Below are 15590 nucleotides of genomic sequence, written 5' to 3' on the forward strand. Positions count from 1 at the left end.
TTATGTTTGAACAAATAAAACACAATATGGAGACTATTTCGGGTATAGAAATTTACCCGATACTTTCTCTCTTGATCTTTTTCTCCTTCTTTGTTGGCTTAGGCTTTTGGGTGTTCTCCTATAAAAAAGAAAAAATACAGGAAATGAGTGAAATTCCCTTAGATGAAGGGTGTAGTATAATTTCAAAAGATATTTAAAATGAAAAAATTTTTCCCAGTATATGTAAGAGTACCGCTGATTTTCTTCATCGTTTTTGGATTGATGGAATATTTTATAGATTCAGGTGATAAACCAGCTTTTGTAAAATACCCAATGGTTTCGGTTTTTTTGTTTGTCTTTTTATTCATCTTGATAGCAATCGAAATTACATTAAGTGCGGTTAATCGTATTATGTATCAGTTGATGTCACCTGAAGAAAAGGCACAATTAGAGTATGAAAACAGCTTGAGTTTAACAGAAAGTACCTGGTACAAAGATTTAATGCAAAAGCTTACCCAAACGCAGCCAATTGAAAAAGAAGGTGACTTGCTAATGGACCATGATTATGATGGGATTAAAGAGTTAGACAATAATTTACCGCCTTGGTGGGTATATTTATTTTATATATGCGTTGTTTTTGGGGTAATCTATGTAGCCCGTTACGAATTTTTTGGTGGAGACGATCAGGAAACAGAGCTTAAAAAAGAAATGGCCCAAGCAAAAATAGATGTCGATGAATATCTTAAAACGGCTCCCGATTTAATGGATGAAAAAACGGTTGTTTTACTTAATGATCCGGAAAATTTAGCTGTAGGTAAAGAAATATTTACAACAAATTGTGCCGCTTGTCACCGTGCCGATGCAGGTGGACAAATTGGTCCAAACCTTACCGATGATCGTTGGATTTTAGGTGGAGGAATTAAGAATCTTTTTCACACCATAACCAATGGAGGCCGTGACGGAAAAGGGATGATTGCCTGGAAAGGAACCTTAAAACCTAAGGAAATTCAAAAAGTAGCGAGTTATATTCTATCCCTGCAAGGAAGTAATCCTAAAGATCCAAAAGAGGCAGAGGGGGAAGTTTGGGTAGATGATAGTGCTCCAACAAAAGATACCACAGCAAGTACAGTAAAAGATAGTACTGAAGTTAAAAAATAATTATAAGAATCATGTCAAATTTACCAGACGAAGCATTTAGAGATACCATCGGAACTATTGATGAAGGAGGTAATCGAAAATTTATTTTCCCTAAAAAACCGTCTGGTAAATTCTATGAATATAGAAAAATAGTTAGTTATATATTATTAGCTATTTTAGTCGCCAATCCATTTATTAAGGTAAATGGAAACCAATTTATGATGTTCAATGTTATGGAACGTCGATTTAATATTTTTGGATTTCCATTTTGGCCACAGGATTTTTACCTCTTCGTAATTTCAATGCTTGTTGGTATTGTCTTTATTATTTTGTTTACCGTTGTTTTTGGCAGGATTTTTTGTGGATGGATTTGTCCGCAAACTATTTTTCTTGAAATGGTTTTCCGCCGAATCGAATATTGGATTGATGGTGATCGTGGTGCTCAATCACGATTAGCAAGACAAGAATGGAATTCAGAAAAAATTAGAAAGAGATTGATAAAATGGGCAATATTTTTCTTGATTTCATTTGGGATTGCTAATGTTTTTCTGGCTTATCTGGTAGGAAGTGACCAATTGTTTTTAATGGTTGAACAAGGACCAATTAAACAAGCAAGTAATTTTATTGCATTATTAATTTTTACCGGAGTTTTCTATTTTGTTTTTGTGTGGTTTCGTGAACAGGTTTGTATCATTGCTTGTCCATACGGAAGATTACAAGGTGTGCTTTTAGATGATAAATCAATAAATGTGGCCTATGATTTTGTTCGGGGAGAAAAAGAAGAAGGGCGAGCAAAATTCAATAAAAAAGAAGACAGAGGTGTAACTGGAAAGGGAGATTGTATTGATTGTCATCAATGTGTGCACGTTTGCCCAATGGGAATCGATATTAGAAACGGAACACAGTTAGAATGTACAAATTGTACCGCTTGTATTGACGAATGCGATACCATTATGGAAAGCGTTGGTTTGCCTAAAGGACTTATTAGATATGCATCTGAAGACGAAATTGTAAAAAAAGCACCTTTTAAGTTTACTGCAAGAATGAAAGGGTATACAGCAGTTTTGTTTATTCTGTTAAGCGTTTTTGTTGGAATGTTGTTTCTAAGAACAGATGTTCAGGCAGTTGTTTTGCGTTTGCCGGGACAATTATTTCAACATAAAGGAGATAAAATCAGTAATGTTTATACCTATAAGATCGTTAATAAAACAATGAAAGACTACCATGATATTCATTTTGAATTAATTGATCAAAAAGGAGAAATTAAAAATGTAGGAACACAGCATTTTAAAGTTTTAAAGGAAGGAATTTCACAAGGAACATTATTTATAGAAATTGACGAAGCTCTTTTGGAAAGTGATAAAACCAAAGTTGAAATTGGGGTTTTTAATGGCAAAGAGCTTATTGAAACCACAACAACTAATTTTTTGGGACCACGAAGTTTTAATTAAAAATATACTATGATGAAAATAAATTGGGGAACTGGGATTGTCATTGCATTTGCATTGTTTATGACTTTTATTTTATATTTTGTTTTTGAAGTACAGTCAAATAGTAAGTATGACAATGACTTGGTTGTTGAAGAATATTACAAACACGATTCACAGTTTCAGGATGAAATGGCCCGAATTCAAAATGCTCATGATTTACAGCAAAAACCATCAATAGTCTATACTGAAAACGGTGTAAAAATAGCTTTTCCTGCTACTTTTGAAAGTGATAAAGTAAAAGGAAATATACTATTGTACAGACCATCAAACAAGAAATTTGATTTTGATACTCAAATAGCTTTGACGAACTCCTCTTTGCTTATTCCGCAAAAGAAATTGATTAAAGGACGTTGGGATGTTAATATGGAATGGGAGTATAAGGGAACTAAATATCTTTCGAAAGAAGTAATATATGTAAATTAAAAAAATGTTTTTCTGCCAATGATTCCAGTTATTCGTAGTTTTTTTTAATGGAATTTTTAAAATCATTTTAATCAAGTGAATCTGTGGTAAAAGAAAAAATAGAATAAATGTTATACTCCGCTTTCATATTAGGATTAATAAGTAGTTTGCACTGCATAGGAATGTGTGGTCCAATTGCTATGATGTTACCTGTGGATCGCCAGAACGAAACAAAACGTGTAATTCAAATTATTACATATCATATAGGGCGTTTAACGGCTTATGCAACAATAGGCTTAATTTTTGGTTTGTTGGGAAGAGGTTTTTTCCTGGCTGGATTACAACAAAAAATGTCGGTTTTTATTGGTATTGCAATGATAATTGTGGTTTTGATTCCGGAGAAAATTTTTGCGCAGTATAATTTTTCGAAACCCGTTTATAAGGTTATTTCAAATATAAAATCAAGTTTAGGGAATCAATTTAAAAAGAAAACCTATAAATCTCTCTTTACAATAGGATTATTAAATGGTTTCCTGCCTTGCGGAATGGTATATGTTGCTTTGTTTGGTGCTATCGCAATGCAGAGCGCAGGTTTTGGCGTATTGTATATGGTCTTATTCGGATTGGGAACAATGCCATTAATGACTATTGTAGTGTATGTTAATTCATTAATAAAACTTCCTTTTAGAAATAAAATACAAAAAGCAATTCCTTACGTTGCAGTTATTATTGGGGTTTTATTTATCCTAAGAGGACTAGGTTTAGGAATTCCTTATATTTCTCCATCAAATATGAGTTTATTTGTACAAGGAACTCCTAACTGCCATTAAGTTTTTATTAAACTGTCATCGAAAACAAATTAGTTTCCGGTGATTTTCTTTTTAAATGCAAATCAAAAGCCATACAAATATTTCTAACGAATGGTCTTCCTGCTTCGGTAATTTTTATTGAATTTTCTTCAATTACGATTAATTGATCGTTTTCGATTTCTTTAAGATCGGATAAAACATTTGGAATCTCTTTAAAATAGAGATGTTCATTAGACCAGGAAGTCTCAAGCTCGCAGGTTAGGTTTAGAATATGTTTGCGGATAATTAAGTCTTCATCATCTAAAATATGACCTTTAACAACAGGAAGTTTATCCCATTCTAGTAACTGATAATAATCCTCCAGATTTTTTGTGTTTTGAGCAAAACTATACCAGCTGTCACTAATAGAAGAAACTCCTAAACCAATCATAAGTTGAGTTTTTGAAGCACTGTAACCCATAAAATTTCGATGTAGTTTTTTGTTTTGTACCGCTTTGTGCAAACTGTCGGATTCTAAAGCAAAATGATCCATTCCTATTTCTTTATAGCCGTTTTTAGAAAGCATCTGTTTTCCAACTTCGTATAATTTTCTTTTTTCGGAATCTTTCGGAAGGTTTTCTTCATTGAAACCACGTTGCCCGTTTCCTTTTATCCACGGAACATGAGCATAGCTGTAAAAAGCCAGACGATCTGGTTTAAGAGAGTTTGTTTTTTCGATGGTATCAATGACATCTTCAATGGTTTGAAAAGGTAAACCGAAGATAATATCATGTCCAATAGAAGTATAACCAATTTCTTTGGCCCAAAAAGTCACTTTGGCAACATTATGAAAAGGCTGAATTCTGTGTATTGCTTTCTGAACTTTTTCGGCATAATCCTGAACACCAAAACTTACTCGGCGAAAGCCTAAATCATACAGTTTTTTGAGTTGTTCATAAGTAGTATTGTTAGGATGGCCTTCAAAACTGAATTCATAATTCTCAGCTTTATTGGCAAAACAAAAAATACCATTTATAAGATGTTCTAAATTGTTTGTCGAGAAAAATGTTGGAGTTCCTCCACCCAAATGTATTTCTTTGATAATTGGTTTTTCGGGTAATACTTTACAATACAAGCTCCACTCTTTTAAAAGTGCTTTTATGTAGTTTTCTTCAACCGAATGATTTTTTGTAATTCGTTTATTGCAGCCACAGAAGGTGCACATGCTTTCGCAGAACGGTAAATGAATGTATAGACTTATACCGCTTTGTGAATTGCTTTCAATGAATGCTTTTTGAAAAGATTCAATCCATTTTTCCGTTGTAAAGGCAGTTTCATTCCAATAAGGAACTGTTGGATAGCTTGTGTATCTTGGACCTGGTACATTGTATTTTTGGGTCAATGAAAGTTTCATAAAAACGGATTTTTGTGTCTTTCAAAATTAAGATTTAGGTTTAAGACATAAAATGACAAATGTCATGTAATTACCAAAAAAAAGAGGCTCATTATGAACCTCTTTTCTGAATTAAATAACTAACGTGAAATAGAATCTTGGATGGTTTTAAGCCATTTTTTAGCAAACATATGATCTTGATAAGCGCTTATTTGTTTGATGCGATCGTCGTCAAAATCATAGAATGGAATTGTGATTTTTTTTGTTGTTTCTTTTTCCTGAAATTCAAAATCAATTTTTAGGATTGTGTCCGAATTTCCGTCTGTAGTTGAAATTAATTTACAGGAAGAAACCGTTTTTAAATCTAAATAAGTTGATTCTTGTTGATTTGGATTGAAATTCATTAAAATAAATTTTCTATTTTTTTGATCTATAGCAAGCGTTTTATGGCTTTGAGATTCGGTTAAATCAAAATCTTCAGGATGTGTAGGATTAAATTTCTTTTTTATATTTAAAATCTTTGATTTGTTTGCAGCGCTCGATCGTGCAGAAAAGTAAATAGGTACAGCTACTATGATCGCTATCACAATACCAATTATGGTTACACTTGTTTCCATTTTTGTGTTTAAAATTTGATAAATAATACGAAATGATAAAAAGTTTTCAGAAGGAAAACGATTTATTTAGTTTAGAAGAAAATTATTCTTCTGATCAGGATTTCATGTGTTTATCTACCAGAAAAAATGGAAAGGGTAGAGCATAAGTAAAACTTTTTTGCTCTGGGTAAGAAATTGATTTGCAAAGTTTGATGTTGATTGTACCGCTTTGTGCTGAGGAACCACCATCAGGACAGAATCAAACCATTTAACTAAAATAGATGGGTTTGTTTTTACGTTTGCCGCAAATTGATAACTAGTTTGTGGCTGAATAAAAGCTAAAGAGTCTGAATAATCGAGAGAGAAATTGGTATCCGATTTTTGATTTTCACTTTCTACGCTTTCACTTTTCCCCATAGCACTCCCGTCTGCCTGAATAGCAAAGAAAGCGATGATCAAAAGTGATGCAAAAATAAAAGTTTTACGAATCCAATTCATGGGGCGAATTTAACTCATAAATGACAATTAAAGAAATTTTATAGAATTAATTAACTTTAAAAATTGGGTTATTATTTTATCCTCAAGATTTTACTATTCTTCCTGAGGATAAAACAAGGTTATTGTTGCATTTTGAAATAATAATCAGCTGAGTGTTTTCCGCTTCCATAAAACAAGAAGAACATACAAATCAGCAAGACTACAATTGCTAAAATAAGGCTTTCAGAGTGCATGTGTCCCATGAAATTTATCAGAATTGCTCCAAAAAGTATTGGTAATTGAGCTGCAATTGCCCATCGGGTGAGTAGCCCAAAAACAATCATAATGCCTCCAATCATATGAGCCGGTGCAATGTAATGTAATAAAAACATTCCGCCGCCAAAATGATCAATTGGAGAAATTAAATCATGCAGATATTGAACGTTTGTTACAAATGAAACCCCTTTCATAAATAAAAAAACACCCAATACAATACGTACTAAATCTACAGGTAAATAAGTGTGCGCATTTGCCCATTTATTCAAACTTTTTACATTTTCCATGATACTACGTGATTAAAAATTATAGATAAAGTTACTAATTTTTAATGATATGTATATTTTTAAAGCATTGAAAATAAGTTTTTTGCAATTTATTTAACGCGTTTTGATGATCTTTGAAAGTCTAAACCTGAATTACACCCAAATTAAATGGTTTTTGAATAGGAGCGTGATTCGCAGCCTCAATTCCCATAGAGATCCAGGTACGGGTGTCTAAAGGATCGATAATTGCATCTGTCCATAATCTTGAAGCAGCATAATAAGGCGAAGTTTGTTCATCGTAACGTGCTTTAATTTTATTAAAAAGTTCCGCTTCCTTGGCTTCGTCAATGATTTCTCCTTTTGCTTTAAGCGAAGAAGCTTCAATTTGTGCTAAAACTTTAGCAGCCTGAGTTCCGCCCATTACTGCAAGTTCTGCACTTGGCCAGGCAAAAATCAATCTAGGGTCATAAGCTTTTCCACACATTGCATAGTTTCCGGCTCCATAAGAATTTCCAACAATAACAGTAAATTTAGGAACTACAGAATTGCTCACAGCGTTTACCATTTTTGCACCATCTTTTATGATTCCGCCATGTTCAGATTTAGAGCCAACCATGAAACCGGTAACGTCTTGCAGAAAAACCAATGGTATTTTCTTTTGGTTGCAATTGGCAATAAAACGAGTTGCTTTATCAGCACTATCAGAATATATTACACCACCAAACTGCATTTCGCCTTTTTTGGTTTTAACGACTTTTCTTTGATTGGCAACAATACCAACTGCCCAACCGTCAATTCTGGCGTAACCTGTAATTATCGTTTGACCGTAACCATCTTTGTAAGCTTCAAATTCAGAATTATCGACTAGACGATTAATGATTTCCATCATATCGTATTGTTCGTTTCTCGCTTTTGGCAGGATTCCGTAAATGTCTTTTGGTTCTAGAGCTGGTTTCTCTGCTTTTATTCGGCTATAGCCCGCTTTATCGTATTCACCAATTTTATCTACGATATTTTTTATTTTGTCTAAAGCGTCTTTATCATCTTTGGCTTTATAATCAGTTACGCCTGAGATTTCGCAATGAGTGGTTGCTCCGCCTAAAGTTTCATTGTCAATAGTTTCTCCAATTGCTGCTTTTACGAGGTAACTTCCGGCAAGGAAAATACTTCCGGTTTTATCAACAATTAAGGCTTCATCGCTCATAATTGGCAAATAAGCACCACCGGCAACACAACTTCCCATTACAGCGGCAATTTGAGTGATTCCTATGCTGCTCATTTGGGCATTATTTCTAAAAATTCGGCCAAAATGTTCTTTATCAGGGAAAATTTCATCCTGTAGTGGTAAATAAACGCCTGCACTATCTACTAAATAGATAATTGGTAATCTGTTTTCCATGGCAATTTCCTGAGCGCGCAGATTTTTCTTTGCTGTAATCGGGAACCATGCACCGGCTTTTACCGTAGCATCATTTGCGACAACAATACATTGTTTACCTCTAATATATCCTATTTTAATAACAACACCTCCAGACGGACATCCGCCGTGTTCTGCATACATTCCTTCTCCAACGAAACCTCCAATCTCTATGCTTTTAGAATTTTCATCTAATAAATACTCAATACGTTCGCGTGCGGTCATTTTGCCTTCGGCATGTAGTTTTTGAATTCGCTTTTCGCCTCCGCCCAATTTTACTTTGGCAAATTTTTGTTTTAGTTCAGAAAGTAGTAATTTATTGTGATCTTCGTTTTTATTGAAGTTTAAATCCATAATATATTAAATTTTTTACAAAATAGTGTTGGCTAATTTACAAAATCAATTGAAACTGACAGCATAAAATATTATTAGGAAGATGAAATAAAAACAAGTTACCAATATTCAAAATTCTAATAATTTATGCTCAAAAGCTGAACGAGTAATAAGTCATTTTTTTTACCTTAATTTGCTATTTCATACTAACTAGTATTTTTTATGTCAAAAGCAGCAAATACAAGACTTACGATTCTTCTGAAAGCATTTGAATTGATTTATTCAAAAGGATACCAAACAACAAGTATCGATGAAATTATTGCAACAACACAAGTAACTAAAGGTGCTTTTTATTACCATTTTAAAACAAAAGATGAAATGGGAGTTGCTATTATCGAAGAGATTTTGAAACCAACAATGCTGGGAAGTTTTATAAAACCAATAGAAAATTCGGAAAATCCAATTGAGGACTTTTACAATATGATTTCCTATTTATTACTTGAAGATCCTTTACTGCAAGTAAAATATGGGTGTCCGGTTGGAAATCTGACACAGGAAATGACTCCCTGGAATAATCAGTTTAGTCTGGCTTTGTCTGAATTGGTAAACCAATGGATGATGACAATCGAAAATGCAATTGTAAAAGGGCAAACTTTAGGATTGATTCGCAAAGATGTAGACGGTCAGCAAGTATCTTTTTTTATTATGTCAGGGTATTGGGGAATCCGTAATTTTGGAAAACTTCAGGATAGTAATTCTTGTTATATTGTTTATTTAAGGGAGTTTAAGAATTACTTAAGTAGCTTAAAATAAATTTATTTTCAAAAACATACTAATTAGTATGTTTTTAAATATATTTGCATTGTCTTAATCAAAAAACAATGTATCAATCACTATTATTTTGCCATTCGGTTTTGCGATGGTTTGTGCTAGTAAGCTTATTGTATTCCATTTTTCGAGCTTATAGAGGATATTCTTCAAAACTGCCTTTCACTAAAACAGATAATTCGGTCCGGCATTGGACAGCTACCATCGCACATATTCAGCTTATTTTTGGAATCCTCATTTATGTACAAAGTCCGATTGTAAAATACTTTTGGAAAAATTTTTCAGCAGGAATACAAAATACCGATATCGCTTTTTTCGGGATACTGCATATTCTTTTAATGCTTTGCGCAATTGTTTTAATCACGATTGGTTCGGCTTTAGCCAAAAGAAAACAAAACGACAGCGATAAGTTCAAAACAATGCTGTTATGGTTTTCTATCGCTTTAATTGTCATTTTTGTCGCCATTCCGTGGCCATTTTCTCCTTTAGCAAACAGACCTTATTTTAGATAACATTTTTATGAAAAACTTACTACAGACAAATACCGGAAGATTAAGAATTATTGGATTTTTAGAAGGAACATCTTTATTGATACTCTTATTTATTGCTATGCCGCTAAAATATATCTTTGCAATGCCATTTTTGACACGGCCCGTTGGTACGGTTCATGGTGCTTTATTTTTGCTTTTTATTTTTAATACTTTAAGCGTAGGAGTAGAACAAAACTGGCGATTTAAGGATACAACCTGGAAAGTGCTTTTGGCCTGTATTATTCCGTTTGGAACCTTTTATATTGATACTAAAATTTTAAGTAAAATAAAGGTATCAACTGAAAATTAAATGACCCCAAAAAGAATTAAAATGATGGTTTTAGTGTTTAAAACAAATGTAGATTCTCCTTTGAAAGTAAAGCGAATTGCTCCAAAATGGAATCGATTATTTCCCAAAACAAAGTGGAATTTTGATCTTGAAGATTGTGATCGTATTTTGCGACTTGAATCGGATAACGATATTATAAAAGAGATTGTTCTTTTAATGAAAGTCTTAGGCTTCAAATGTGAAGCTTTATAAATAGCTTTTTTATCATTGAGAGATAAGTATAAAAAAACCAGAAGTTAGCTTCTGGTTTTTTTTATATAATATTGTTTTGATTATTTTTTAGAATCGCAAACCATTCGTTTTAAAATAGCCCATTGTTTAAGAGCATCACGAGCTTCTACAGCCGGATAACCCAACATTGTTTTCCCCGCAGGAATATCACCAACTACACCTGATCCAGCGCCTACAATAGCTCCGTCACCAATAGTAGTATGATCTTTTATAGAAGCGCTTCCGCCAATGATAACACCGTTTCCTAAAGTTACAGAACCGGCTAAACCACTGTTGCCTGCCATAATACAAAATTTACCTAATTTACTATTATGTCCAATTTGAACTAAATTGTCAATTTTACAACCGTCACCAAGAATAGTCGAGCTAAATTTTCCGCGGTCAACGCAAGTATTTGCTCCAATTTCAACTCCATTTCCGATAATTACATTACCGATTTGTGGAATTTTCACCAAACCTTTTTCGCTACAAGGACGGAATCCAAAACCATCTGCTCCAATTGTCGCATTTGGATGAATAATACAATCATGACCAATATGGCAACGCTCACGAACTACGGTTCCTGACCAGATAATAGTGTTTTTACCAATCGTACATTCATCTAAAATAGTCACATTTGGGTAGATAGTAGCATAAGCACCAATTTCTACTTTTGGTCCAATATAACATCCGGCACCAATACGTGCACCTTCGCCAATGATTGCTGTTTCGTCTACAACGGCTGTTCTGTGAATATCATTGTGAAATAATGGGGTGGGTGGGGCAAAAAGGGCCAAAATTTGAGACATTGCTAAATCGGCATTTTTTACTTTTATAAAAGCACGATTTTCTCCGGGTTCTATCGAAATATCTTCGTTAACTACAGCAATTGATGCGTTTGAAGCTGACCAAAATTTCTCGTATTTTTTGTTTCCTATAAATGAAATTTCTGAAGTTGTAGCTTTTTCTAATTGCTCTGTTGCGGTGATGCTTTGCGAAGTATTGCCGTAAATTACGCCATTAATAACTTCATTGATTTCTTGAATTGAATAGGATTTCATTTAGCGAGTTTAATAGATATAAGGGTTAATTTTTGCCAAATAAAACCAATTAGATCTTAATTACCTAATATTTTTTTTGTGTTTGCTGAAATATATTTAAAATAACAGTTTAAATATTACAAAATTAACATTTTAACTATTAATTTATTAAAGTGTTTCTAATTTAAGGAATGTTGCTAATATTGAATTATTTGTTTGTATATGGTCTGTATTTCAGATAATTAAGGCTGAAAAAAGGAATTTAGTAATTGGTAAGTAATAACTTATATTATTTTTAAGTATCTTTTACTTAATGGTATAAAAAAAGCGATTCCTTTTAAAAAGGAATCGCTTTTAGAGAATATTTATTCTTTTATTTTGGATAATGAAATGGCATTAATACAATATCGCAAGCCGCTTGGTTCTGGTCCATCAGGAAAAACATGTCCTAAATGTGCATCACAAGTATTGCAAACGACTTCAACGCGAATCATTCCGTATGATTTATCGGCGTGATAAGCGATTGCATTTTCTTTTAGCGGTTGTGTAAACGATGGCCATCCAGTTCCTGATTCAAATTTTTCAGAAGCATCAAAAAGCAACGTTCCACAGCATTTACATTCGTATATCCCCGGATCAAATAAACTACAAAGTTCAGAGCTAAACGATCTTTCAGTACCTTTTAATCGTGTTACCTGAAATTCTTCAGGAGTTAAGACTTGTTTCCATTCTTCCGGTGTTTTTTCAACTCTTTTCTCCGGAACCGGATTTCCTTTATTCGTAAAACGAATTATATCTGCCCATTTGATCATAGTAGTAGATTTAAAATGAAAATTATTCTAAAATTTAACCATTAAGAAAAATAAGTTTCATTAAGACTAAAACTTAATTTTCTTAATCTCTTAATGGTTCAAATAAAAATTTTATTCTTCTTCCTTTTGTCCCATCATCATTAAGAATGCTTTCAGGAAGGGGTCAATATTTCCGTTCATAACACCATCAACATCGCTGGTTTCATGACCGGTACGAACATCTTTTACTAATTTATAAGGCTGCATTACATAATTACGTATTTGCGAGCCCCATTCGATTTTCATTTTTCCGGCTTCGATATCAGCTCGTTGTGCTTGCTGTTTTTTCAACTCGATTTCATACAATTGAGAGCGTAACATTTGCATGGCACGTTGTCTGTTATCTTGTTGAGATCTGGTTTCAGAACATTGAATCTGAATTCCGGTTGGTTTATGCACCAATTGTACTTTTGTCTCTACCTTATTTACGTTTTGTCCTCCGGCTCCACTAGAGCGAGAAGTTGTAATTTCGATATCGGCAGGATTAATGTCAATTTCGATACTGTCGTCAACAAGTGGATAAACATAAACAGAAGCAAATGAAGTATGACGTTTGGCATTACTGTCAAAAGGAGAAATTCGAACCAAACGATGTACACCGTTTTCTCCTTTTAAATATCCAAAAGAATAATCACCTTCAAACTCCAGCGTAACGGTTTTAATACCTGCAACCTCGCCGGCCTGAAAGTTTAGTTCTTTTATTTTGTAACCATAACTTTCGCCCCACATCATATACATACGCATTAACATTCCAGCCCAATCACAACTTTCAGTTCCTCCGGCGCCGGCAGTAATTTGAACTACGGCACTTAAACTGTCGCCTTCATCAGAAAGCATGTTTTTGAACTCAATATTCTCGATATGAGTTTGTGTTGTATTATAATGTTCGTCTAATTCTTCTGCAGAAAGTTCTCCTTCTTTATAGAAATCATAGGCAAGCTGCAATTCATCCGTAAGTTCGATGGCTTTGTTATAATCTTCGATCCATTTTTTCTTGTTTCGAAGGTTTTTTACAATTGCTTCGGCTTCTTTTGCATTGTTCCAAAAGTCGGGTGCGAAGGTTTTTTCTTCTTCGTTGGCAATTTCAATTAGTTTGGCATCGACGTCAAAGATACCTCCTCAACGCACCAAGGCGCTCCACAATACCTTTTATTTGCTCGGTAGTTGTCATAAATTAATAATAGTTTTATAGTTTTTTTATAAATATTACGTAATTATTTAAAGGCTAAAATTTAATGAAACTTCATCAAACAGAACCATTCGTAAGTATGTAATTTTGCTGTACAAAAATAAGATATAGTTTTCAGAATATTGAAAATAATTTAACAGAAGAAAAAAGTATATTAAAAAGTCTTGATTGTAAAAACAGTTATGCTCCTTAATAATATGATGCTTTTTATGACGGTACGTGGGATATATTATTTTGGTCAAAAAAATAGTTTCAAAAATTGTAAGTTAGATTTAGAATAATATGCTAGTTTTATATGTTTTTTGCAAATATTACGTTAATTTGGTTTTATAGTAAGCTGCTAGTTAAATTTTAGCAAAACTTGCCAAGAATAACTATTAGTAATACGTAATTTTGCCACACAAAAAAGAGATATTTTTTAGAATATGGAAATAAATTTAATTAGCGATACCATTACCAAACCAACATACGAAATGTTGCAGTATATGTTTAACGCTCATGTTGGCGATGACGTATACAGGCAAGATCCCACAGTTATCGAATTAGAGACTAAAGTGGCTGAATTTTTTGGAATGGAAGCCGGACTTTTTTTCCCGTCGGGAACTATGGCAAACCAAACCGCAATTAAATTACATACACAACCCGGAGAACAATTGATTGCAGATAAATATGCACATGTTTATCATTATGAAGGAGGAGGGGTTTCTTTTAACAGCGGTGTTTCGTGCTGTTTGTTAGACGGAAATCGCGGAATGATAAATGCATCTCAGGTTGCAGCAGCTATTAATGATCCGGAGTTTTACCACAGCCCGTTAACGAGTTTAGTTTGTGTCGAAAATACCACAAACAAAGGTGGTGGAGCTTGTTATGAATTAGAAGATTTAAAAGAAATAAAAAAGGTTTGCGACGCCAATAATCTGAAGTTTCATTTGGATGGAGCCAGAATTTGGAATGCATTGGTGGCTAAAAGACAAAATCCGAAGGAATTTGGAGCTATTTTCGATACAATTTCGGTTTGTTTGTCAAAAGGACTGGGCGCTCCAATAGGTTCAATTTTGCTTGGAACTAAAGATGATATTCGTAGAGCGTTGAGAATCAGGAAGATATTAGGTGGAGGAATGCGTCAGGTAGGCTATTTGGCTGCAGCCGGATTGTTCGCTTTAGCTAATAATATTGAAAGACTGGCAGAAGACCATAGAAGAGCCAAAGAAATTGCAGCAGTTTTAAGCACAAAACCTTGGGTGGCGGCGATTGAGCCAGTGGAAACTAATATTTTGATTTTTTCATTAGCCGAAGGTTATAGCGACCAACTTTTAATTGAAAAACTAAAACTTAAAAATATTTTAATAAGTTCGATGGGACACAATAAATTAAGAATCGTTACACATCTTGATTACAAAGAAGTAATGCATACGTATGTGATCGAAACGCTTCAGAAGTTTTAGAAAAAAGGTTCAAAGTTGCAAAGGTTCAGAGGAACAGAGGCTTTTTTTGAAAAATAAAAATTTAAAGACATAAAAAAGGGACAAAGGTTTTATTCACAATAGAAAAACCTTTGTCCCTTTGAACCTTTTTTAACCTTTGAATCTTATTTAAAAAGATTATCCATTCCCGGAATCATTGGCATATCCATTTTTGCAACAGCATCCAATTCTCTTTCGTTTACACTAGTAGCTTTTTCGATTGCTTTATTTAAGGTTACAATTAAATAATCTTCCAATTGTTCTTTATCTTCTAGTAAAGAGTTGTCAATTGAGATTGATTTTACTTTTCTATTTGCAGTAAGCGTTACCTTTAATAATCCATCAGCGCTTTGTTCATCAATCAAAACTGTATCCAGACGCTTTTTTGTATCTTCAATTTTTTGTTGGGTTTCTTTAAGTTTACCCATCATTCCCATTAAATCCATTTTTTGTTGATTTTTAAATTATTTCATACAAAATTAGTATATTGCTGTATTATATCAATAGAATATTTTATGAAAAAATTAATTTGGTTCTATTGTGATTGTAGTATTTTTGCAGCTCCGAATTTACAAA

Annotated in this window: 19 protein-coding genes; 10 read left to right on the forward strand and 9 right to left on the reverse strand. The window is 33.3% G+C overall.

Going from position 1 to position 15590, the window contains the following annotated elements; all coding sequences use genetic code 11:
* Window positions 1-2: 2 nt before the first annotated feature.
* The 5 genes from CHB81_RS13415 (at window position 3) to CHB81_RS13435 (ending at window position 3838) form a co-directional block, all read left to right on the forward strand.
* Window positions 3-197 carry a CcoQ/FixQ family Cbb3-type cytochrome c oxidase assembly chaperone gene (locus CHB81_RS13415; protein ID WP_089352375.1) on the forward strand — a complete coding sequence of 65 codons (195 nt, stop codon included), beginning with the start codon at window positions 3-5 and terminating at the stop codon, window positions 195-197.
* A 1-nt stretch (window position 198) separates the two neighbouring features.
* Window positions 199-1137, forward strand: coding sequence for a cbb3-type cytochrome c oxidase N-terminal domain-containing protein (locus CHB81_RS13420; protein WP_089352376.1), 939 nt, complete (start codon window positions 199-201; stop codon window positions 1135-1137).
* Between the two features lie 11 nt (window positions 1138-1148).
* Window positions 1149-2567: a cytochrome c oxidase accessory protein CcoG gene (ccoG, locus tag CHB81_RS13425; RefSeq protein ID WP_089352377.1), complete on the forward strand. Its 1419-nt coding sequence runs from the start codon at window positions 1149-1151 to the stop codon at window positions 2565-2567.
* A gap of 12 nt (window positions 2568-2579) precedes the next feature.
* Window positions 2580-3029: a FixH family protein gene (locus CHB81_RS13430; RefSeq protein WP_089352378.1), complete on the forward strand. Its 450-nt coding sequence runs from the start codon at window positions 2580-2582 to the stop codon at window positions 3027-3029.
* Window positions 3030-3136: 107 nt separating this feature from the next.
* Window positions 3137-3838, forward strand: coding sequence for a sulfite exporter TauE/SafE family protein (locus CHB81_RS13435; RefSeq protein WP_089352379.1), 702 nt, complete (start codon window positions 3137-3139; stop codon window positions 3836-3838).
* Between the two features lie 7 nt (window positions 3839-3845).
* On the opposite strand, the gene hemN is transcribed toward CHB81_RS13435, so the two are convergent.
* The 5 genes from hemN to CHB81_RS13460 all read right to left on the reverse strand — a co-directional run bounded on the left by hemN (window position 3846) and on the right by CHB81_RS13460 (window position 8575).
* On the reverse strand, window positions 3846-5210 hold the full coding sequence (gene hemN / locus CHB81_RS13440; protein WP_089352380.1) for an oxygen-independent coproporphyrinogen III oxidase: 1365 nt from the start codon (window positions 5208-5210) through the stop codon (window positions 3846-3848).
* A gap of 119 nt (window positions 5211-5329) precedes the next feature.
* Window positions 5330-5806, reverse strand: a complete 477-nt coding sequence (locus tag CHB81_RS13445; protein ID WP_089352381.1) for a hypothetical protein — start codon at window positions 5804-5806, stop codon at window positions 5330-5332.
* Between the two features lie 114 nt (window positions 5807-5920).
* A complete protein-coding gene (locus tag CHB81_RS13450; RefSeq protein ID WP_089352382.1) occupies window positions 5921-6283 on the reverse strand; it encodes a hypothetical protein in 363 nt (120 codons plus the stop codon).
* Between the two features lie 119 nt (window positions 6284-6402).
* Window positions 6403-6825 carry a DoxX family protein gene (locus CHB81_RS13455; protein WP_089352383.1) on the reverse strand — a complete coding sequence of 141 codons (423 nt, stop codon included), beginning with the start codon at window positions 6823-6825 and terminating at the stop codon, window positions 6403-6405.
* A 121-nt stretch (window positions 6826-6946) separates the two neighbouring features.
* Window positions 6947-8575: an acyl-CoA carboxylase subunit beta gene (locus CHB81_RS13460; protein ID WP_089352384.1), complete on the reverse strand. Its 1629-nt coding sequence runs from the start codon at window positions 8573-8575 to the stop codon at window positions 6947-6949.
* Between the two features lie 201 nt (window positions 8576-8776).
* Here CHB81_RS13460 and CHB81_RS13465 point away from each other — a divergent pair, with 201 nt between their 5' ends.
* From CHB81_RS13465 to CHB81_RS13480, 4 genes are all read left to right on the forward strand, one after another.
* On the forward strand, window positions 8777-9367 hold the full coding sequence (locus tag CHB81_RS13465) for a TetR/AcrR family transcriptional regulator (RefSeq protein WP_089352385.1): 591 nt from the start codon (window positions 8777-8779) through the stop codon (window positions 9365-9367).
* A 68-nt stretch (window positions 9368-9435) separates the two neighbouring features.
* On the forward strand, window positions 9436-9894 hold the full coding sequence (locus tag CHB81_RS13470; protein ID WP_089352386.1) for a hypothetical protein: 459 nt from the start codon (window positions 9436-9438) through the stop codon (window positions 9892-9894).
* Window positions 9895-9901: 7 nt separating this feature from the next.
* On the forward strand, window positions 9902-10222 hold the full coding sequence (locus tag CHB81_RS13475) for a DUF3817 domain-containing protein (RefSeq protein WP_089352387.1): 321 nt from the start codon (window positions 9902-9904) through the stop codon (window positions 10220-10222).
* Window positions 10223-10453: a hypothetical protein gene (locus tag CHB81_RS13480; protein ID WP_254921092.1), complete on the forward strand. Its 231-nt coding sequence runs from the start codon at window positions 10223-10225 to the stop codon at window positions 10451-10453. It begins immediately after the preceding gene.
* An 80-nt stretch (window positions 10454-10533) separates the two neighbouring features.
* Here the strand turns inward: CHB81_RS13480 and lpxD are convergent, their stop codons facing one another.
* From lpxD to prfB, 3 genes are all read right to left on the reverse strand, one after another.
* Window positions 10534-11532, reverse strand: a complete 999-nt coding sequence (lpxD, locus tag CHB81_RS13485) for a UDP-3-O-(3-hydroxymyristoyl)glucosamine N-acyltransferase (protein ID WP_089352388.1) — start codon at window positions 11530-11532, stop codon at window positions 10534-10536.
* Window positions 11533-11876: 344 nt separating this feature from the next.
* A complete protein-coding gene (gene msrB, locus CHB81_RS13490) occupies window positions 11877-12323 on the reverse strand; it encodes a peptide-methionine (R)-S-oxide reductase MsrB (RefSeq protein ID WP_089352389.1) in 447 nt (148 codons plus the stop codon).
* A 111-nt stretch (window positions 12324-12434) separates the two neighbouring features.
* A protein-coding gene (prfB, locus tag CHB81_RS13495; protein ID WP_110837454.1) for a peptide chain release factor 2 occupies window positions 12435-13533 on the reverse strand; the annotation gives its coding sequence in 2 pieces (ribosomal slippage) (window positions 12435-13469 and window positions 13471-13533; 1098 coding nt in all).
* A 443-nt stretch (window positions 13534-13976) separates the two neighbouring features.
* On the opposite strand from prfB, the gene CHB81_RS13500 reads away from it, so the two are divergent.
* Window positions 13977-14996, forward strand: a complete 1020-nt coding sequence (locus CHB81_RS13500) for a low specificity L-threonine aldolase (RefSeq protein WP_089352391.1) — start codon at window positions 13977-13979, stop codon at window positions 14994-14996.
* 143 nt (window positions 14997-15139) lie between these two features.
* Here the strand turns inward: CHB81_RS13500 and CHB81_RS13505 are convergent, their stop codons facing one another.
* Window positions 15140-15460 carry a YbaB/EbfC family nucleoid-associated protein gene (locus CHB81_RS13505; RefSeq protein ID WP_089352392.1) on the reverse strand — a complete coding sequence of 107 codons (321 nt, stop codon included), beginning with the start codon at window positions 15458-15460 and terminating at the stop codon, window positions 15140-15142.
* Window positions 15461-15590 lie beyond the last annotated feature (130 nt).

It is taken from the genome of Flavobacterium sp. ov086 (assembly GCF_900187965.1).
GTDB lineage: Bacteria > Bacteroidota > Bacteroidia > Flavobacteriales > Flavobacteriaceae > Flavobacterium.